The 18105-nt window shown below is 57.2% G+C and carries 17 protein-coding genes and 1 pseudogene; 12 read left to right on the forward strand and 6 right to left on the reverse strand.

Going from position 1 to position 18105, the window contains the following annotated elements; genetic code table 11:
• Nucleotides 1-8: 8 nt before the first annotated feature.
• Genes Azoinq_RS02165 through Azoinq_RS02175 form a run of 3 tightly spaced genes read right to left on the reverse strand, consistent with a single transcriptional unit; the run spans nucleotide 9 to nucleotide 2498 of the window.
• Complete coding sequence (locus Azoinq_RS02165) at nucleotides 9-389, reverse strand: c-type cytochrome (RefSeq protein ID WP_216127013.1); 381 nt, start codon at nucleotides 387-389, stop codon at nucleotides 9-11.
• A 4-nt stretch (nucleotides 390-393) separates the two neighbouring features.
• Complete coding sequence (locus Azoinq_RS02170) at nucleotides 394-714, reverse strand: c-type cytochrome (RefSeq protein ID WP_216127011.1); 321 nt, start codon at nucleotides 712-714, stop codon at nucleotides 394-396.
• 59 nt (nucleotides 715-773) lie between these two features.
• A complete protein-coding gene (locus Azoinq_RS02175) occupies nucleotides 774-2498 on the reverse strand; it encodes a cytochrome D1 domain-containing protein (RefSeq protein ID WP_408627091.1) in 1725 nt (574 codons plus the stop codon).
• Between the two features lie 272 nt (nucleotides 2499-2770).
• On the opposite strand from Azoinq_RS02175, the gene cobA reads away from it, so the two are divergent.
• The gene (gene cobA / locus Azoinq_RS02180) at nucleotides 2771-3595 is read left to right on the forward strand and encodes a uroporphyrinogen-III C-methyltransferase (RefSeq protein ID WP_232368537.1); all 825 of its coding nucleotides are present in this window, start codon (nucleotides 2771-2773) and stop codon (nucleotides 3593-3595) included.
• A gap of 46 nt (nucleotides 3596-3641) precedes the next feature.
• On the opposite strand, the gene Azoinq_RS02185 is transcribed toward cobA, so the two are convergent.
• Complete coding sequence (locus Azoinq_RS02185; RefSeq protein ID WP_216127004.1) at nucleotides 3642-4337, reverse strand: Crp/Fnr family transcriptional regulator; 696 nt, start codon at nucleotides 4335-4337, stop codon at nucleotides 3642-3644.
• A gap of 249 nt (nucleotides 4338-4586) precedes the next feature.
• On the opposite strand from Azoinq_RS02185, the gene Azoinq_RS02190 reads away from it, so the two are divergent.
• The 6 genes from Azoinq_RS02190 (at nucleotide 4587) to Azoinq_RS02215 (ending at nucleotide 9580) form a co-directional block, all read left to right on the forward strand.
• A complete protein-coding gene (locus Azoinq_RS02190; RefSeq protein ID WP_216127003.1) occupies nucleotides 4587-4805 on the forward strand; it encodes a DUF2249 domain-containing protein in 219 nt (72 codons plus the stop codon).
• 197 nt (nucleotides 4806-5002) lie between these two features.
• Nucleotides 5003-5575 carry a cytochrome c oxidase subunit 3 family protein gene (locus Azoinq_RS02195; RefSeq protein WP_216127001.1) on the forward strand — a complete coding sequence of 191 codons (573 nt, stop codon included), beginning with the start codon at nucleotides 5003-5005 and terminating at the stop codon, nucleotides 5573-5575.
• A 4-nt stretch (nucleotides 5576-5579) separates the two neighbouring features.
• On the forward strand, nucleotides 5580-5858 hold the full coding sequence (locus Azoinq_RS02200) for a cytochrome C oxidase subunit IV family protein (RefSeq protein WP_216126999.1): 279 nt from the start codon (nucleotides 5580-5582) through the stop codon (nucleotides 5856-5858).
• Complete coding sequence (locus Azoinq_RS02205) at nucleotides 5855-6649, forward strand: CbbQ/NirQ/NorQ/GpvN family protein (RefSeq protein ID WP_216126997.1); 795 nt, start codon at nucleotides 5855-5857, stop codon at nucleotides 6647-6649. Before Azoinq_RS02200 ends, Azoinq_RS02205 begins: the two co-directional genes overlap by 4 nt.
• A gap of 166 nt (nucleotides 6650-6815) precedes the next feature.
• Nucleotides 6816-7751: a 4Fe-4S binding protein gene (locus Azoinq_RS02210; RefSeq protein WP_232368538.1), complete on the forward strand. Its 936-nt coding sequence runs from the start codon at nucleotides 6816-6818 to the stop codon at nucleotides 7749-7751.
• Nucleotides 7739-9580 carry a nitric oxide reductase activation protein NorD gene (locus Azoinq_RS02215; RefSeq protein ID WP_216126989.1) on the forward strand — a complete coding sequence of 614 codons (1842 nt, stop codon included), beginning with the start codon at nucleotides 7739-7741 and terminating at the stop codon, nucleotides 9578-9580. Before Azoinq_RS02210 ends, Azoinq_RS02215 begins: the two co-directional genes overlap by 13 nt.
• 426 nt (nucleotides 9581-10006) lie before the next feature.
• Here the strand turns inward: Azoinq_RS02215 and Azoinq_RS02220 are convergent, their stop codons facing one another.
• A complete protein-coding gene (locus tag Azoinq_RS02220; protein WP_216126988.1) occupies nucleotides 10007-11380 on the reverse strand; it encodes a cbb3-type cytochrome c oxidase subunit I in 1374 nt (457 codons plus the stop codon).
• A gap of 47 nt (nucleotides 11381-11427) precedes the next feature.
• On the reverse strand, nucleotides 11428-11853 hold the full coding sequence (locus Azoinq_RS02225) for a c-type cytochrome (RefSeq protein ID WP_216126986.1): 426 nt from the start codon (nucleotides 11851-11853) through the stop codon (nucleotides 11428-11430).
• A gap of 801 nt (nucleotides 11854-12654) precedes the next feature.
• On the opposite strand from Azoinq_RS02225, the gene Azoinq_RS02230 reads away from it, so the two are divergent.
• The 5 genes and pseudogenes from Azoinq_RS02230 (at nucleotide 12655) to Azoinq_RS02245 (ending at nucleotide 18082) form a co-directional block, all read left to right on the forward strand.
• Nucleotides 12655-14781, forward strand: a complete 2127-nt coding sequence (locus Azoinq_RS02230; protein WP_216126983.1) for a TonB-dependent receptor plug domain-containing protein — start codon at nucleotides 12655-12657, stop codon at nucleotides 14779-14781.
• Between the two features lie 50 nt (nucleotides 14782-14831).
• Nucleotides 14832-15662 carry a molybdopterin-dependent oxidoreductase gene (locus tag Azoinq_RS02235; RefSeq protein WP_216126980.1) on the forward strand — a complete coding sequence of 277 codons (831 nt, stop codon included), beginning with the start codon at nucleotides 14832-14834 and terminating at the stop codon, nucleotides 15660-15662.
• A gap of 582 nt (nucleotides 15663-16244) precedes the next feature.
• Nucleotides 16245-16376, forward strand: a pseudogene (locus Azoinq_RS15200) (c-type cytochrome); the annotation flags it as partial.
• 48 nt (nucleotides 16377-16424) lie between these two features.
• Nucleotides 16425-16811: a c-type cytochrome gene (locus tag Azoinq_RS02240; RefSeq protein WP_408627124.1), complete on the forward strand. Its 387-nt coding sequence runs from the start codon at nucleotides 16425-16427 to the stop codon at nucleotides 16809-16811.
• The gene (locus Azoinq_RS02245) at nucleotides 16808-18082 is read left to right on the forward strand and encodes an FAD-dependent oxidoreductase (protein WP_216126974.1); all 1275 of its coding nucleotides are present in this window, start codon (nucleotides 16808-16810) and stop codon (nucleotides 18080-18082) included. Before Azoinq_RS02240 ends, Azoinq_RS02245 begins: the two co-directional genes overlap by 4 nt.
• The last annotated feature ends 23 nt before the right edge of the window (nucleotides 18083-18105 follow it).

Raw genomic sequence — 18105 nt, forward strand, 5'->3', positions numbered from 1 at the left:
GTGAGCGCTTATTCATGGGGAAAGCCGGACAACAACTGCCCGGCGATCCAGGTGGCTTCCGCATCGGTAACAATCCCATGGAACGGCGGCATGGGCGTGGAGGGCCGCCCCCACAGGATGGTGGCCCTCAATTCTTCCACCGAGCGATTCTTTAAAGCTTCGGCGGTAAGCGCCGGGCCAATGCCCCCCTTCAAGGTCAGTCCATGACAGGAACCGCAGTCCTGACGCACCATATGCACTAACTGGTGGATGCGTTCAGGGGAAAGGGGGGCTTGCTCCCCCGGCTGGGCCCAGGCGGAGGTAACCAGCAACAGCCCCAGACCAACCAGGGCCAGAGGCCGGATTCCACGCCCCAGCCCCCGGGCAAAGCATAGGCCCGACGCCCCCATGGCCTTATCCCTTCAGAATCCACTCGATCACCGACTTCAGGTCGGCGTCGCTGATTTTATCCACCGGATTGGGGGGCATGGGAATGGGACCCCAGACCCCCGATCCCCCCTTCCGGACCTTGGCCGTCAGCTCCGCCACCGCGTTGGCCTTGCCCTTGTACTTGGCGGCCACGTCCTTGTAGGCGGGGCCCACAATTTTCTTGTCCTTGGCATGGCACGCCAGGCACCCGGCTTTGGAAGCCAGGGCCTCATTGGCCTGAACCGTGGATGCGCCAAAACACAGCAGCGCCCCGGCCGCCAGCCATCCCATTGCAGCTTTTTTCATAAAACCCCCTCTGGTCAAAAAGACGGAAAAGGCAGCGGCTTCCGCCGCTGCCCCAAGGATTAGTAAATGTCGTGCAGGGTGTTATTGACGTTGAATTTACCGGTGGGCGTAATCAGGCGCGGGTCCTTAATCACCGCCTTCAGTTTCCGGGTCTTGTCATCCACCACCACAATGGCCGATTCCTGATTCTTGGCGGACCAGACGGAGAACCACACTTCGTCCCCAGCCTGATTGTATTCAGGCTGCAGCACCCGCTTGGCCCCTTCACCCAGGCCGGACCATTTGGCGATAGGCAACACGGTGGGCCCTTGTTCCAGATGCCGGATATCAAAAACGGCCACGGACTGGCTGATATTGGGATCCGGATTCAGGGCCGTATCCACCCACAGATTGGTGGACTTGGGATTGGTCTTGATAAACAGGGAACCGCCGCCCTGGCCCTTCAGGGTCCGCACCACCTTCCAAGCGTACTGCTTGTGCTTGTCCGGATCGGTGCCGATCAGGCTGATGCCGTCATCCCCCAGATCCCCGGTGGCCCAAACGGGACCGTACTTGGGATCAACGAAGTTGGCGCCCCGGCCCGGGTGGGGAATCTTGCCCACATCCACAATGGCCACTTTCTTGCCCGTCTTGGTATCCACCACCGCAATCTTGTTGGATTGGTTGGCCGCCACCATGAAGTAACGATGGCTGGAATCCAGACCGCCGTCATGGAGGAAGCGGGCCGCCGGGATTTCCGTGGTGGTCAGATTGACGATGTCCTTGTAATTGACCAGGAGGATTTTGCCCGTTTCCTTCACATTCACCACAAACTCGGGCTGGAAGTGGGAGGCCAGGATGGAGGCCACCCGGGGTTCCGGATGGTATTCCTGGGTATCCACGGTCATCCCCCGGGTAGCCACAATCTTCAGGGGCTCCAAGGTGTTACCGTTCATGATCACGTACTGGGGCGGCCAGTAGGAGCCGGCGATGGCGTATTTGTCTTCGTAGCCCTTGTACTTGGAGGTTTCCACGGACCGGGCTTCCAAGCCCACGCGGATTTCCGCCACCGTCTCCGGCTTGGGCATCCACAGGTCAATCAGGTTAATCCGGGCATCCCGACCGATCACAAACAGATAGCGCCCGGAAGCGGACATCCGGGAGATATGCACCGCATAGCCGGTGTTGATGACATTGATGATTTTCTTCGTATCACCGTCAATCAAAGCAATCTGGCCCGCATCCCGCAAAGTGGTGGAGAACACGTTGGCCAAGTTGTAATTGTTCATTTTCTTGGTCGGACGTTTTTCCGGCGGCACCAGCACCTTCCAGGTTCCCTTCATTTCCGCCATACCGAATTCCGGCGGTTGGGGAGGGGTTTGCTGCACGTAGCGGGCCATCAAATCCACTTCCTCGTCGCTCAGTACACCGGACGTCCCCCAGTTCGGCATCCCGGCCGGCGACCCGTATTTGATGAATACCTTGAGATATTCCGTGCCGTTCGCCAGGGTCTTATCGGGGGTCAGGGGTTTCCCCGTCGCCCCCTTGCGCAGCACCCCGTGACACCCGGCACAGCGTTCGAAATAAATTTGGCGCGCCTTGTCGAACTCCGCTTTGGTCATCGCGGGCGCTTTCGGGTTGATGTCCTGATACATCTCCACGTCTTTCACCGGCGAAGATGCCCCCTGGTAAGCCGCTGTCGCGGGCGAGATCGCTTTATGCCCGCCGTCATCGGCAGCGGCGCTGCCGATAGCGAATGGCATGACAGCCATGGCCATCATTCTTCCTAATTTCTTATTCCCCATTTTGGTTCCCCTAGTCGATGAAAACAGCGTTGGACAATCAGAATCACGAAGCATCTTTTGCTACGTGCGGAAAGAATGACTGGTCACCCCCCGAATTTCATTGATAGCAATCAATTTTTTTTTGGCCGCGAACTTGTACATTGGGCAGCAGAGATGGCGAAACGCCCGGCATTAAAAACGGGCTTTACCAAGGAGACAGGAGCATGAGAGATACCCCCCCGTGGCGTAACCTCGACGGTTGCACTCCTCGTTCAGGCGCGCCGAAAAACACCTTGGGCCGCGTCTATCTGGTGGGTTCCGGCCCGGGGGACCCCGAGCTGCTCACAGTCAAAGCCGTCCGGCTCCTGGCGGAAGCCGAGGCCGTGGTCTTCGATCATTTGGTGGGGGACGCCATTACGGCCCTGATTCCCGCCAGCGCCCGGCGTATTTATGCGGGCAAGGAGGCGGGACGGCACACCCTGCCCCAGCGGGACATCAACCAGGTATTGATTGACCTGGCCAGAGAAGGCCTGCGGGTCGTCCGGCTCAAGGGAGGAGACCCGTCCATCTTCGGTCGGGTGGGGGAAGAAATGGAGGCCCTGGCGGCCGCAGGCATTCCCTATGACATCGTGCCCGGCATTACCGCAGCGGCGGGAGCCGCCGCCTACACCGGCTTTCCCCTCACCCACCGGGATCATGCCCAGACCCTGGTGCTGACCACCGGGCACCGGCAGGACGGCAGCATCAACCTGGATTGGGAAGCTTTGGCCCGGCCAGGGCAGACCCTGGTCATTTACATGGGCTTGGGCGCTTTGCCGGAAATCTGCGACGGACTGATACACCACGGGCTTCCCCCTTCCACGCCGGCATCGGTTATCCAACAGGCTTCCACGCCGGAGCAACGGTATGTCACCGCAACCCTGGCCACATTGGCCGCCAGGGTTGCAAAAGCGGGACTACAGCCCCCTTCCCTGATCGTCGTGGGGGAAGTGGTGGCTTTACAGCAGACCCTGGCCCAGCTGGGCAGCGGGGGCGAAACGGCCGCTTCGCCCGCCCAATCAAGCCTTGGGGGGATTCCGGTCACCCAGGAGTTGGCCGGATTGGTGGCATCACTATAAGGGGAAAAGCCCCGGGGAAAAATAAATTTTCTATATGACAACGGGGCTATACACCAAACTTTTTCAATCGTTGTACGTCGTGGATAAGGATCTGCTTACCCCGCACATCGATGAGCTTAGCCCGGGTGAGATCATGAAAAATCCGGGACAGGGTTTCGGGCGTCAGGTTCAGGCGGGAAGCGATCACGTTTTTGGAGGTGGGCAACAAAATTTCCACGGCACCGGCATCCCGGTCCGGGCAGAGCTGGAGAAGGTAACCAATGACCCGCTGGGCGCTGGAGCGGACCGAATAGGCCTCCACGTCTTGCACCAGGGAATGGAGACGTTTCGACAGACCGGCCAGCATGGCACAGGCAAAAGACGGGTCCCGTTGCAGCAGATGCTTGACCGGGGCCTGGGGAATATGGACCAGCACACTTTCCACCACTGCTTCCGCAAACACCGGATAGGGACGATTCATGAACATCAAGGCCTCACCAAAACTCTGGCGCGCCCCCAATATTTCCACCACCTTTTCGTTGCCCTGGGCCGACGGAAAAGCCAGTTTCACCTGACCGGTAATCACCACATAGAACCCGTGGGCCTGATCATCTTTGTGAAATAACACTTCCCCCTTGGGTAAGCGAATTTCCCTGGACTCGGCGGCAATATCAATTAATTGATCAGCGCTCAGTTCATCAAATAACGCCAACCCAGAAATAACCTCAATAATATCCCGTGGAGCCCGCTTCGCCTCAATCATAATCTCTCACCTTTTTTGATCTTGGACCTTAAATTATCCATGCTTATAGGGGAAACGCAATCCCCCAATAACCCTAGATCGGGTGAGTCAATCGACTTACTTGCGGAGTCAATCCCCCTCAAGCCCCCTTCATCTACTAATAAACCATAGGAATATAAACAAACACTGATTTTCAAATAATATTTTTCTTTCGGCTCACCGCTGCCCCTCTAAAACCAATATTTATTACCTAAACCCCAAGGAGAAATAATGCCCGCTATTATCGATGGTCGCAAAATGACCCCACCGGAACCTTTGGTAAAAACCCTGGCCGCCCTGGATGGACTGGCCCCGGAAGACGAGCTTATTGTCATACTCAACTGTTACCCCACCCCCCTATTTTCCGCTTTAGAACAAAATGGATTTGTCTGGGAAGAAATCAGCAAAGAAAGCGGGGAAATGGAAATACACATCCGCCGCGCCCCCTAAGCATTACCCCCCAACCCTGGACACCTCCATACCTGGCCCGGAAGATCCCGCCAGGGTGGAGGTGGCTCCTAGGCCCTGCCTGGCCACGGCAAAGGCCCCGGGGCAAAGGCGACGACCCGGATTTAGCACGGATCAAAGAATCCCGCCCCCGGTTCAACTATAGTCGGCGGCACTTTTATCCTGACCGGGCAACAACCTTGAGCGATTCAGCAACCTCCGAGCGTCAGCTACCGGGAGATTTGGCTATCTGGTTTTTCATCATAGCCGAGCTACTGGTCTTTGCCATTTTCTTTATCGCCTATGGGTATACCCGGACTAAACACATTGATTTATTCAATGCGGAGCAGCTCACTTTAAATCGCAATGCGGGGGCTTTGAATACCGCATTCCTTCTTTCCGCCAGTTACTTTGTTGTTCGTGGTGTGCAGGGAGCCCGCACCGGGAGCCGATCCATTGCCTCCTGGTTACTCGCAGCCATTTTCTGTGGACTGGGTTTTGTCGTCACCAAATTATTTGAATACTCCGACAAAATAGCGGCAGGTTTCAGCCTTTCCAGCAATATATTCTTTACCTTCTATTTTTCCCTGACCTTTTTCCATTTTATGCACGTCATACTGGGCCTCGTCATTCTGGCCGTGCTATGGAGAAATGCCCGGCGCGGTTTTTATACCCCGGATAATTTAAATGGCCTGGAATCCGGGGCTTCTTATTGGCACATGGTGGACCTGGTCTGGGTCGTCCTGTTCCCGCTCCTCTATATTCTTCGCTAATACCATGACGACACTGCGGCATCCATGCAGCCATAGCACCGCCACCTGGCTCCTCCTCATGATCGCCACCTTCATTTCCTGGAGCATTGGGGAAAAAGGGGAGTCCGGATTGGCATGGGCCGGAGTGCTTTCCCTGATTACGGTCATAAAAGGGAGCGCCATCATTCTGGATTTCATGGGCTTGGCCAAAGCGCCGGCCCTGTGGCGAGGATTGGTGCTCGGCTGGCTGATCTTTGTCTTGCTCCTTATCGGCCTCATCTACTGGAACGGGGTATCCCAATGAATAGGACCACTGAGCAGCTGCCTTATTACGCCCAGGCCGGTAATGAGATCGGCATTTTTGAAAACGCCTGGAAAAATCGCTTACCCCTGTTAATCAAAGGCCCCACCGGCTGTGGCAAAACCCGCTTTGTCACCCATATGGCGGCCCGCCTGGGCGTGCCCTTATACACGGTGGCCTGCCACGACGACCTGACCGCAGCGGATCTGGTGGGTCGGCACCTGATCGGCAACGGGGAAACGGTATGGTGCGACGGGCCACTCACCCGGGCCGTGCGGGAAGGGGGCATTTGCTACCTGGACGAGGTCATCGAAGCCCGCAAGGACACCACGGTGGTCTTGCATCCCCTGGCGGATGACCGCCGTATTCTGCCCATCGACAGAACGGGGGAAATTCTGTCGGCGCCCCCCTCTTTCATGCTGGTGGTGTCTTACAACCCGGGCTATCAGAATCTGTTGAAGGGGATGAAGCCGTCCACCCGGCAGCGCTTTGTCTCCCTGCGCTTTGACTTTCCCAAGCCAGAACTGGAAATGTCCATTTTGCAGGGGGAAACCGGCATCGACAGTGATCTGGCCCGGCGCCTGGTATCCATCGGCAACGCCTGCCGCTCTTTAAAGGACCATGACCTGGAGGAAGCGGCCAGTACCCGGCTGCTGGTCTACGCGGCCACCCTCATCACCAACGGCATGGACCCCATCACTGCCTGCCACGCCTGTATCGTGGAAAGTCTGACCGACGATCAGGAGACCACCGAGGCGTTGTTGGAAGTGGTGCGGGCCACCTTTGGCGCCTAACGGGGGGGCAAAGCCCCGGGCCTGCCATGGGAAACCGGGCTTGCCCGGTACCCCACCCCCGGCCTTGACCGGTTCAACCGCCCGCCCCACCCCGGCTCAATGAATGGCTAGCCTATCCCCCTCCCGGCCTTTGCTGTCACGCCAGCGCCAGCGGCGGCTCTGGCAAATGGCGTTCTTTGTTTTATTCCTCACCGCCCCCATTTTTGACCTGTTGCGCTACGACCTCTATGCCGGCCACGCCTGGATACTGACCTTTGAATGGCACCTGGGGTTTGACGCCGCCCCGGGCCAAGGCCCGGCGGCCATCCGGCCCCTGGCCATACTCACCGGCCTGTTTCTCCCCATCATCGGGGTAGCCCTGACCTTTCTCCTGGTGGCCTGGCGCTGGGGCCGCCTCTACTGCGGCTGGCTGTGCCCCCACTTTTCCGTGGTGGAAACCCTGAATGGCCTGATGCAGCGGGCCACCGGCAAGCAGAGCCTGTGGGACCGGCAGTCCGCCCCCTGGCAAGCGGACGGCAGCCGGATTACCCCCAATCCCTACCAGTGGGCCCTGGTCATTCCCCTGGCTATCGGCTTCGCCTTTGTCTGGGCCCTAGTCCTGCTCACCTATCTGGTGCCTCCCCGCCATGTCTACGGCAGCCTTTTCCAGGGCAATCTGAGCCTCCACGAAACCCTCTTTATCGCCGTGGCCACCCTCCTCTTTTCCCTGGAATTTCTCTTCGCCCGCCATCTGTTTTGCCGGTACGCCTGCGCCATCGGCATATTTCAGAGCATTCCCTGGCTCGCCAATCCCAAAGCCATGGTGGTGGGCTTTGACCACCGGCGGGCCAGCCAATGCGCCAACTGCCTGCCCCAGCAGTATTCGGCCTGCGACACGGTATGCCCCATGCGGCTAAAGCCCCGCACCCTAAAGCGGAATATGTTCACCTGCACCCAGTGCGGCCAATGCATTGAAGCCTGCCAGATCAGCCAGGGCCACCAGCCCCAGGGCCCCCTGCTGAAATGGATCACCGGCCAGGAGGCCAAGGAAACGAAGGCCCGTTTTTCCGCCACCGGGCTGAATCACCAGGCATCGCCGGGAGAGAAATCATGGAAGAATTAATCGGCAAATTCTGGCATCGCTACATTACCCGCCTGGCCTCCTCCGACTATCCCAAAGCGGCGGTCCGCCTTAAGGAGGTGCAAGGCACTTTGGCCATCCTGTTTCGCGCCTTTGGTGGCGACCCGGGCCTGCGCCTTGCCACGGCGGTGGAACGACGCCATGGGGCCCGGCGCAAACTCCTTGCCCGGGTGGCTGGTACCGATGAAAAGACGGCTCAGGGCTACATGGACGAGAGCACCCTGCGCCTGCCTACGGAAATCGCCATTTTTCCCGAGGCCCCCCTCAATCGTGACCTGTATGTATGGCTAGTGGCGCTGGCCGCCGCCGCCATCAGAACCCCGGCCCGGGAGGATGCCCTGGTACGCAATCAGGAGGCCACCAGCCTGGCCCTGACCCTTTGGCCGGGGCTGGCTCCCCGCTACCGCCGCTTGGTGGAAGCCCACATCGCCCAACGCCTCCCCGAAGAGCGCCTGCCTGGGCCGGAGCAGGCCCAGGAGGCGGCGATTCGCCGCGCCCTGAGGCGCCCCGGGAGCGCCACCCAAATTCCCTCCGCCCCCACGCCCCCGGCCCCCGTGCCGCTCTGGTTATGGGGCTTTGAGGAAAATGACGAGGCCAGGGGGATACGCCGCCCCACTCCCACGGGGGAAAACGCCGGGCCCCGGCCCACCGCGCCGGTCAATGAGGACCAGCAGGCCCATGCTGCCAAAAACATCGAGCACCAGCAGGAAAAAAACGGCCTGCTCCTGCATTTCCGTGCGGAAAGCCTGCTGTCCTTAGGGGAGTTCATCAAAGTCAATCGGCCGGACGAGGAGGACCCGGACCCCCACGCGGATGGGGCCGCCCGGGATCTGGATTATTTATCCATCGCCCCGGACGGTCAGCGGGTGGCCTCCCGGGTTCGCTTTGACCTGGATCTGCCCTCCGCGGCGGAGGACGACCAGGTGCTGGGGGAAGGCATTCCCTTGCCCGAGTGGGATTACCGGAAGGAAACCCTCCGGGAAGATTTTGTGCGCCTGTTGGAAATGGCGCCCCGCAACACCGCCCCCGCCCCCTTGCCTTCCCATTTGATCAGGCTCGCCCGGCGTCTCCACCAGCAATTTCTCCTACTTTCCTCCGCACGCCGATGGCTCAAAGCCCAATCGGACGGCCCGGAGCTGGACCTTGACGCTACGGTGCGGGCCATTACGGACAAGGCCTGCGGCAATAATCCCTCGGATAATCTCTATCTGTCCCTGGAACGGCGGGACCGGGATCTGGCCTGTCTGGTGCTGGCCGACCTGTCCCTCTCCACGGACGCCTGGGTGAGCAGCCAGGCCCGGGTGGTGGACGTGATCCGGGACACCCTGTTGGTCTTTGGGGAAGCCTTGACCGCGACCGGGGATCGCTTCGCCCTGTGCGGCTTTTCCTCCCTCAAACGGAGCCATGTGCGCTTTTCCCGCCTGAAAGATTTTGATCGCCCCTTCGACGCCACCGTCCGGGGACGCATTCTGGGCATCAAACCCGGCTACTACACCCGGCTGGGGGCCGGGATTCGCCACGCCAGCAACCAGCTGGTGAAACAGGCCGCCAACCAGCGCATTTTGCTCATACTCTCCGATGGCAAGCCCAACGACCTGGATTTGTATGAAGGCCGCTACGGTATCGAAGACACCCGCAGAGCCATCATGGAAGCCAAGAAAATGGGGCTGCAAGCCTTCTGCGTCACCATCGACCGGGAGGGCCAGTCCTATCTCCCCCATTTATTTGGTCCTAAAGGCTACGCGGTCATCCACCGTCCGGAAGACCTGCCCAAAGAGCTGCCCCAGCTCTACGCCCAGCTAACCCGCTAAGTCGGGAGCAACGGCCCGGGCCCATCCCGGCGCCGGAAAGGGGCACCTCTCACCCTAGCCCGGGCTGGGGATGCCAAAGCTCGCCCCCTCTCCACCAGACATCGGGGAGAGGGGCTTAGGGCTTGGACATTCCGGCCAAAGCTTCTCGGGGAGACCGGGCTATGGCGCGTGCCTCCAAGATGCCAGGCCAACCTGGCCTGAGCAGGCCAGAGGGTTATAGCCGAGGCCATATCATTTGGCCTAAATCAATCGCCCCAAAGCAGAAGCCCGACTGGAAGCCGTTTTTTGCCAATGTCGCCGGTGACATGGCCGCTCCTTCCTTGCCCAGGGAAAGGGCAAAAGTCCCTTCCCGCCCCCCCATAAAAAAACTGCCACTACCGTCATCTTCCACGGTAGTGGCAGCCGTTTTACGCCGGAGGCTTACCCTTAGGCGGACTGTTTTTCTCCTTTGACGAAGAAGCTGGCCACATAGACCACCAGGCCGATAAAGAAGCCCACACCGGCCCATTCACGCATCCAGTAGAAAATGCTGATTTTTTCCTGGACATCCATAAAGGGCAGGGGATTATCGGAAATCCGTTGCAGCCACACCTGCAAAATACCGGCAGCGGTGAGGAACAGGGTGATCAGCAGCATGGAAATGGACATCAGCCAGAAGCTCCACATTTCCACCAGCTGAGCCTTGGCGGAGTTGGCCGCCCGACCCCGCAGGATAGGCATGGCGTAGGAAATGATGGTCAGGACCACCATCACATAGGCCCCGAAGAAGGACAGGTGGCCGTGGGCGGCGGTGATCTGGGTGCCGTGGGTGTAATAGTTCACCGGCGCCAGGGTATGGAGAAAGCCCCACACACCGGCCCCCAGGAAGGCCATCACACTGGTCCCCAGGGCCCACAGGGTTGCCACCTTGTTCGGGTGTTCCCGACGCCGCCGGCTGACCATATTGAAGGCAAAAATGGTCATAGCGAAGAAGGGAATGGGTTCCAGGGCGGAGAACACGGAGCCCAGCAGCTGCCAGTATTCCGGCGTACCAATCCAGTAGTAGTGGTGCCCCGTCCCAAGAATGCCGCTGATCAGGGTCAGGGTAATGATGACGTACAGCCATTTTTCGATCACTTCCCGGTCCACCCCGGTCACCTTGATCAGCACGAAGGCCAGCAGGGAACCCAAGATCAATTCCCACACCCCTTCCACCCAAAGGTGCACCACCCACCACCAGTAGTATTTATCCAATACCAGGTTGGTCGGGTTGTAGAAGGAGAACAGGAAGAAAATCGCCAGCCCCCACAGCCCCAACAGCAGGACCGAGCTGATGGCAGTTTTTCTGCCCCGCAGGACGGTCATGGTGATGTTGAACAGGAAGGCCAGGGCCACGATGACGATGCCGATCTTGGTCAACAAAGGCTGTTCGAGGAATTCCCGCCCCATGGTCTGGACGATGTTATTCCCGGACCATTCCGCCAGGGTGGCGTAGGGCACGGCCAGATAACCCAGGATAGTGAGGGCCCCGGCCACCAGGAAAATCCAGAACATGATCAAGGCCAGCTTGGGACTGAACAGTTCCGTCTCGGACTCTTCAGGAACCATGTAATAGGCGGCCCCCATAAAGCCGAACAGCAGCCACACGATCAGCAGGTTGGTGTGGACCATACGGGCCACGTTAAAGGGAATCGCGGGAAACAGAAAATCCCCGATCACATATTGCAAGCCCATCGCCAAGCCAAAAACGATCTGCCCCACAAACAAGGCAATCGCGGCAATGAAATAGGGCTTAGCCACTACTTGAGATTTATACTGCATTAATAACTCCTTATATTCGGCTTCAATTCCTTAGTGAGCACCCAACATTAACCTTGGATATTGGGCGGCCAATTGGAAGTTTGAATTTCCGAAACATATTTAAAGAATGCAGTCAGATCATCCAAATCCTTGTCACTGAAATTGAAGTGAGGCATTTGGCGCCGTCCGGGAGCCCCCGTGGGCTGGGCTTTAATCCACGCTTTAATGAAATCCGGGCCACGGCGTTTGTAAACATTGCCCAGCTCGGGAGCAAAATAAGCCCCTTCCCCAAGCAGGGTGTGGCAACCGATGCAATCGTTGGTTTCCCACAGTTTTTTGCCATGGGCCACCGATTCATTAATGGCCCCCCGGTTATCGCGCTTAGGCGATGAACTTTGTGTATCGAATGTCAGGGCTAAAAATAACAGGAAGAAAAAAACCGACCCCCCGTAGAAAATATTTCTCGCCATTGACTTGGTGAATGTTCCGCTCATCGGACCCCCTCAGATAATCAAATACTGCTTGCGCAGCGTGGGCGGATAATGCTACGCACACAAAAACTTTCCCTTGATACCTATCAAATTATTCCAATGACATTGATTTCAAAATAATCCCGCCCGGAGAAGCCTCTCTCTGCCCTGGAAAATGGGGAAATCCGCCGCCTTTTCCCGGGGTATCCCCCGCCGGTGAATTCCATAGACCGCCCCCCGGCTGGTCGCCCTTTTTTCCCCGGCCCAGTGCCCATCCCCCCAAACCAAGCCCGCCGCCAGCCCCGGGAATAACGGTTCCTGGAGAGGTATCGCGCCCCCGGGACGGAGAATGGGGTAGAGCGCCCCTAATGCCCGTCCCAGCAACGGCCCCAGCAGTCAGGCCCGCCAAACCCAAGCCTCTCCCCGGGAATGCCTCCGGCCCTGACCGGGAAGGGGTTCCAGGGCGGTCCATGGGTGGAGCGAGGGGAAATGGGGCTGCCCTATCCCCCCGAATCCCCGACGAAGTCCGGAATAGGGAATTCGATCTGCCCAGGCGCTCGCCACAGGTGAGCCCTTACACCCTACCCCGCCCTCCTGCCATTCCCCAATCGGGCATATGGCCCCCTCCCCTTGCCCTAACCGGCATACGTCCTTCAGCTTAGGTCCATCGACTTATTTAATCTCGTTATATATTTTTATATATTTCGATGTTTAAAAATAATGTCTTCTTTACTCTGACAATAAGTCCCCATCCCGAATTTATAAAAATTCCGGGAATGGGGAAAACAACGGGGTCATTTAATTAACGCTTTCAACGAGGGATTTATGCCTGATACCGCGAGAAAAAACCATTCCCCCTATTTTTATCTCTACTACCTATTACCCGCTTTGACCGCCTTACTCGCGTCCCAGCCCTCCCCGGCGAGCGATACGGCCAATACTCCCCCGGCAGAAGCACCCGCTCCTTCCAAAATGTTTACCCTGGGGGAAATTACTGTCACCGCATGCCAGTCCCAGGATAATTTTCCCGGGACCAGCACCATTACCAGCGAAGACATGTGGGATTTTTCCCGGGACTCCCTCCCCGACGCCTTAAATCTCATTCCCGGGGCTACTACAACACCGGGGGCGGGAAGCCGAAACGAATCCCTCATCAGTATCCGGGGCTTTGATCGCAGCCAGGTGCCTCTGTATATGGATGGGATTCGCCTCTATCTCCCGGCGGATAACCGCATCGACTTTGACCGCTTTCTGACGCCGGATTTATCGGAAATTCAGGTATCCAAGGGCTACGTATCCGTCATCAATGGGCCGGACGGCATGGGGGGAGCCATCAATCTGGTCACCAGAAAGCCTACCAAAGCCCTGGAGGGGGAGATTCGGACTTCCGCTTCCCTGGATAGCGCAGGCAAATTCAGTGGCAATACGGAATATCTGGATGTGGGTTCCCGGCAGGAAAAATTTTATATCCAGGCCAGTGCGGAACAACGGGATGTGGGGCATTGGCGTCTCCCCGACAGCTATCAATCCACCCCGGCGGAAAATGGGGGGGACAGAAACCACTCCAGTAAAAACGACAGCCGCTTTAATTTTAAAGCGGGAATAACGCCTAATCCGACGGATGAATATTCCATTAACTACGTCCAGCAGTCGGGGGAAAAACATGGCATTGGCTCCGTAATGGGAGCGCCGGGCACCGGGGTCAGCGCCTGGGATTGGCCTACCTGGGATACTTCCAGCCTCTATTGGCTTTCCCATACCCAGCTAAACGACACAACTTATCTCAAAACTAAAGCCTATTACAATACCTTTAAAAATTCCCTATTGGCCTATACCGATAGCACCCTGAGCCAGAAAAACTGGGAGAGCTATTATGACGACAAGGCCACCGGCTTTAGTGCGGAATTGGGCACCGATTATTTCCAGCAGCAGACCATTAAGGGCGCAATCCATTACCGGAGGGATGAACATACGGAATGGCAATACTTCTACAAAAAAAGCAACAGCCCTTCCATGCCAGCCGGGTCCACGGAGCCTAAACAAAAGTCCGTGGAAGACCTGTGGTCCATCGCTCTGGAAGATACATGGCATCTGACTTCACGGCTCGACATCGTTGGCGGTATTAGCCACGATAAACGCCACACCCTGCAAGCCCAGGAATTTGCCAATACCCCCACGCCGCCGAGCCCGCAATTATTTAGCCAGCCCATGGCGGACAGCAGCGCCACCAACTATCAGGCCGCCGCCATCTACCACTACAGTCCCGCCGGGAAAGCCCACTTCTCTGTTTCGGACCGTACCCGCTTCCCGACCATGGCGGAACGTTACAGCACCCGGATGGGGGGCGCCGTTTCCAATCCCTGGCTGGCTCCGGAACGTGCCCTAAACATGGAGCTGGGAGTGGCGGACAAAATCACCCCTAAGACCTCGGGTGAAATCGCGTACTTTCACAACGATGTGAAGGACGCCATTCAATCCACGAATATTCTTTATCAGGGGGGCATTTATTCCCAGAGTCAAAATATCGGGAATGCGGTATATCGGGGCGTAGAATTATCCTTGACTTCGGCAGTGGAGAAAAATCTGGAGATTGGGGGCAATTACACCTATATCCAAACCTCCCTACACAACCCCAATGATGCGGCCGCCCAATTGACCACCACGCCCCAACATAAGGCCTTTATCTACGCCAAATGGTCTCCCACCGCCCGGCTCAAGGTCATCCCAACCATCGAATATGGGGGCAGTCGTTGGTCTTCCAAATCCACGGGCACCGGCTATATCCAAACCGGCTCCTATACCCTGGTGGGAATAAAAACCGAATATCAGGCCACCAATGACTTTTCCGTTGCCTTTTCCGGACGAAACCTAACGGACCGGAACTACCAGGTCGTTGATGGCTACCCCCAGGAAGGCCGCAATTTCATGCTGTCAGCCCGCTTGCAATTCTAATTTCCTCTCCCCCTATCCTTCTAATTTTTAAAAGTATTGGAGAATTTTTTATGGCAAATCCAGTTAGCAGAAATCTAGCCGCCGGCCTGCTGTTTTTTTTAGTGGCTCTCACCTCCTCCGCCTACGCCGCAGAGGATCCCGGGGAGCTGGCTCAACGGAGCGGCTGCCTGGCGTGCCATACCAGTGACACCACAAAAATCGGCCCCCCCTTCAAAGCGGTAGCCCAAAAATACGCCCATCAAACCAATGGGGCCCAGGTGATGGCGGACCACATCATCGGGGGCACGGAGCCCAATGGGGTTGGCTGGATGAAGGAAGGGAAGGCTAACTTACCGGCCATGCCCCCTAACGGCTACGTTTCCCGGGAAAACGCCGTCCGCCTGGCCAAGTGGATACTAGAAAGTGGCGGCATGACCCATGGCAATGAGAAATTCGTCTCCCAGCACCTGGAAATTGCCGGTTTAATCAAACATCCGATCACCCTGGATGTAGGCGATTTGAAAAAATTGGCACAGCAATCCATTGGCGACACCCCACTCACCTGCCAATCCGGCGCGGATATGGGGAAAACGGGAAAACTCCAAGGGGTATTGCTACGGGATGTGCTGGAGCGGGCGGATGTTATTTCCAAAGCCCATAACGACGTAAAGAAAATCATCGTGGTGGCAACGGCTACGGATGGCTACAAAGTGGTCTTTTCCTGGAGCGAATTATTCAATTCCCCGGTAGGCCAAGGCGTCGTTATTTTCTTTCAACGGGATGGTAAGGCTCTGGATGACGATGAAGGGCGGATTGCCCTTATCTCCACCCAGGATATTCGCACCGGTCCCCGCCACGTTAAATGGCTCAACAAAATCGAGGTAATCAAGGTGGTGGATTAGTTTTCCACACGCCCCCGCCTAGGCCGCGCCCCCTTCCCCGGGGAGCGCGGCTTTTTTTCTGCTCATTAGACGCTTTCCCCGAGCGCCCGCCCGAATTGACCGGCCAGATCGGGGGCTTGAGCCCCATCCCTCCATCCCCGAACCAGCGCTGACGGGAAGAAAAACGGCGTCTTTCTTCCCTAACCTATGGCCACCCAGGGCAAATATTAGGCGAACAATCTGCCAATCCAGGGAGCCCGCTCCTTGACCCATCATGGCCAATATCCCAACCGGGCAACCTATGGGAATTTGCCCTAGGGGATAGCCATTACGCGACGGTTCGCAATATTGTTATCTTTACTACGGATAGCCTTTATCTCGAATATGGAGAGCCTGATACCCATGAACAATTTTTCTTAGATTATTTTTAACCTGGATTAAAGATAATGGGGCCGGGAATTGCTCTACTAGGCAGATCACCATTTCCTTCTACGTGACATCGTGAGGAACCACCGGATTGTTTTAGGGGTATGGGCCTTCCTGGCATTTTTAGCCCCCATCGGGGTCGACGCCGGCCCTGAGCGCCTCCACCTTTCTCCCGGGGTGGTTTGTGATGGCTGCCACGGCCCCAGGGGAAACAGCCAGGGGGCCTCCGTCCCCACCTTGGCGGGCCAACCGGAAGCCTATTTCCTTACGGCAATGGACGCCTACCGGTCGGGAAAGCGCAGGGCAACGGTGATGGGGGGAATCGGGAGGGGATATTCGGATGCCCAGTTAAAGCAAATGGCCGCCTATTACGCCCAGCAGCGGCCCCAGCCTAATCGGGAAGCCCTTGATCCCGACCAGGTAAAGCAGGGAAGCAAGGTGTTTTATCAGCGCTGCAATACCTGCCATTTGGATGGCAAGCTGTGGTCCAGCACCCACGCCAACCGTGCCTATGAAGCAAATTGCAGTGGCCAATGTCATCTGGACTACGGCCCGGAGAATAAAGCCCCCACCCCTTTTATTGGCGGACAACGGGCCGCTTATATGGAAACGGAGCTAGGGGATTTTGTCACCGGGGCCCGTCCCATGTCCCCCCGGAAATCCCGGGCACTCAAGAATCTATCCGAGAGCGACATCCGGGCAGTCGCCGCTTTTTATGCAAGCCAGCTACAAATACCCCAATGATGAATATAACGCGCCGATCTTTCGGAAAAATACTGGGCGGCACCTTAAGCAGCACCATCCTGGGCTGCGCCAGTGAAATCGTACCTAAAACAAACCGGCGGGTAGTCATTGTGGGCGCCGGTTTTGGGGGAATGACGGCGGGCAATTACATCCACCAATTAGACCCTTCCATCGAAGTCATTTTTATTGAGCGCAACAAGCAATATGTGGCCAATCCCTTCAGCAATGAAGTCCTGGTTGGCAGAAGGCAGATTGGTGATTTGACCCTGACTTACCCGGGTAGCCAGGGGAATAAGAAATTTCTCCACACGGAGGTGACGGATATTAATCCGAACCGCCAGCAGGTCTTTACCCCCCAGGGCCGGGTGAGTTACGACGCCCTGATTTTAGCCACGGGCATTGATTTCTCTGGCACCAATATCGAGGGATATGATGAAAAAACCACGCCCCTTCTCTTCCCCCATGGCTGGCAAGGGGGAGAACAAACCCTCCTCCTGCAACGCCAAATTCAGGCAATGGGGGACGGAGGTGTAATCATTGTCAGTATTCCCAAAGCCCCCTACCGATGCCCCGCGGGGCCCTATGAGCGGGTCTGCCTGCTGGCGGAATACCTGAAAGCCCAAAAGCCTCGCAGCAAGCTCCTGGTCCTGGATGGGAACAGGGACATCGTGGCGCTGCCGAAGCAGTTCAAGGCTGTTTGGCAAAGCCGCTACCCCCACCAGATTGAATATCTGCCGGACAGCACGGTAGTCGGAATTCACGGTCATACCCGCAGCCTCATCACCAACGACGGCAGCACCTATGAGGGAGAGGTGATTAACCTGATTCCTCCCCAGGGAGCCGGCCCTCTGGCCCGTCTGGCGGGTCTGGTGGAAAAAAATGAACGCTGGTGCGCCGTTAATGGGCAATTTGAATCCATCCACCAGCCCCAGATCTATGTGCTTGGAGATGCGGCCAAGGTTGGAGATATGCCCAAAACGGCTTACGGGGCCAACGTCCAGGGGAAGCTTTGCGCCCTAAACGTGGTGGCAAAACTCAACAATCTAGCCCCCATGGATTTTCCCCTGCTCAACGTCTGCTATGGCTCCATTGGCACCAATGAAGCGATTAGCATCGCCCAGGTCTTTAGAAATGAGGAAACAAGCCCATTCAAACTCATCCCCGGAGCTGGCTCAAGCTCACCCTTGGATATGTCTTTAACCCACAGGGAATATATAAATGGGGAAGGCTGGCTGGCCAATATGCTGGCGGAGTTTGCAGAGACAACCTGAAGGATTCCATCACCCATTTTTCA

Origin of the sequence: Azospira inquinata, assembly GCF_018905915.1 — a bacterium.
GTDB lineage: Bacteria > Pseudomonadota > Gammaproteobacteria > Burkholderiales > Rhodocyclaceae > Azospira > Azospira inquinata.

Excerpts from the sequence above, each read along its gene's own strand:
- Azoinq_RS02175 (WP_408627091.1), bottom strand. The coding sequence starts at position 2,498 with ATGGGGAATAAGAAATTAGGAAGAATGATGGCCATGGCTGTCATGCCA.
- Azoinq_RS02185 (WP_216127004.1), bottom strand. The coding sequence starts at position 4,337 with ATGATTGAGGCGAAGCGGGCTCCACGGGATATTATTGAGGTTATTTCT.
- Azoinq_RS02220 (WP_216126988.1), bottom strand. The coding sequence starts at position 11,380 with ATGCAGTATAAATCTCAAGTAGTGGCTAAGCCCTATTTCATTGCCGCG.
- Azoinq_RS02165 (WP_216127013.1), bottom strand. The coding sequence starts at position 389 with ATGGGGGCGTCGGGCCTATGCTTTGCCCGGGGGCTGGGGCGTGGAATC.
- Azoinq_RS02235 (WP_216126980.1), top strand. The coding sequence starts at position 14,832 with ATGGCAAATCCAGTTAGCAGAAATCTAGCCGCCGGCCTGCTGTTTTTT.
- Azoinq_RS02200 (WP_216126999.1), top strand. The coding sequence starts at position 5,580 with ATGACGACACTGCGGCATCCATGCAGCCATAGCACCGCCACCTGGCTC.
- Azoinq_RS02225 (WP_216126986.1), bottom strand. The coding sequence starts at position 11,853 with ATGAGCGGAACATTCACCAAGTCAATGGCGAGAAATATTTTCTACGGG.
- Azoinq_RS02215 (WP_216126989.1), top strand. The coding sequence starts at position 7,739 with ATGGAAGAATTAATCGGCAAATTCTGGCATCGCTACATTACCCGCCTG.
- Azoinq_RS02230 (WP_216126983.1), top strand. The coding sequence starts at position 12,655 with ATGCCTGATACCGCGAGAAAAAACCATTCCCCCTATTTTTATCTCTAC.
- Azoinq_RS02210 (WP_232368538.1), top strand. The coding sequence starts at position 6,816 with ATGGCGTTCTTTGTTTTATTCCTCACCGCCCCCATTTTTGACCTGTTG.
- Azoinq_RS02190 (WP_216127003.1), top strand. The coding sequence starts at position 4,587 with ATGCCCGCTATTATCGATGGTCGCAAAATGACCCCACCGGAACCTTTG.
- Azoinq_RS02240 (WP_408627124.1), top strand. The coding sequence starts at position 16,425 with ATGGCCGCCTATTACGCCCAGCAGCGGCCCCAGCCTAATCGGGAAGCC.
- Azoinq_RS02205 (WP_216126997.1), top strand. The coding sequence starts at position 5,855 with ATGAATAGGACCACTGAGCAGCTGCCTTATTACGCCCAGGCCGGTAAT.
- Azoinq_RS02245 (WP_216126974.1), top strand. The coding sequence starts at position 16,808 with ATGATGAATATAACGCGCCGATCTTTCGGAAAAATACTGGGCGGCACC.
- Azoinq_RS02170 (WP_216127011.1), bottom strand. The coding sequence starts at position 714 with ATGAAAAAAGCTGCAATGGGATGGCTGGCGGCCGGGGCGCTGCTGTGT.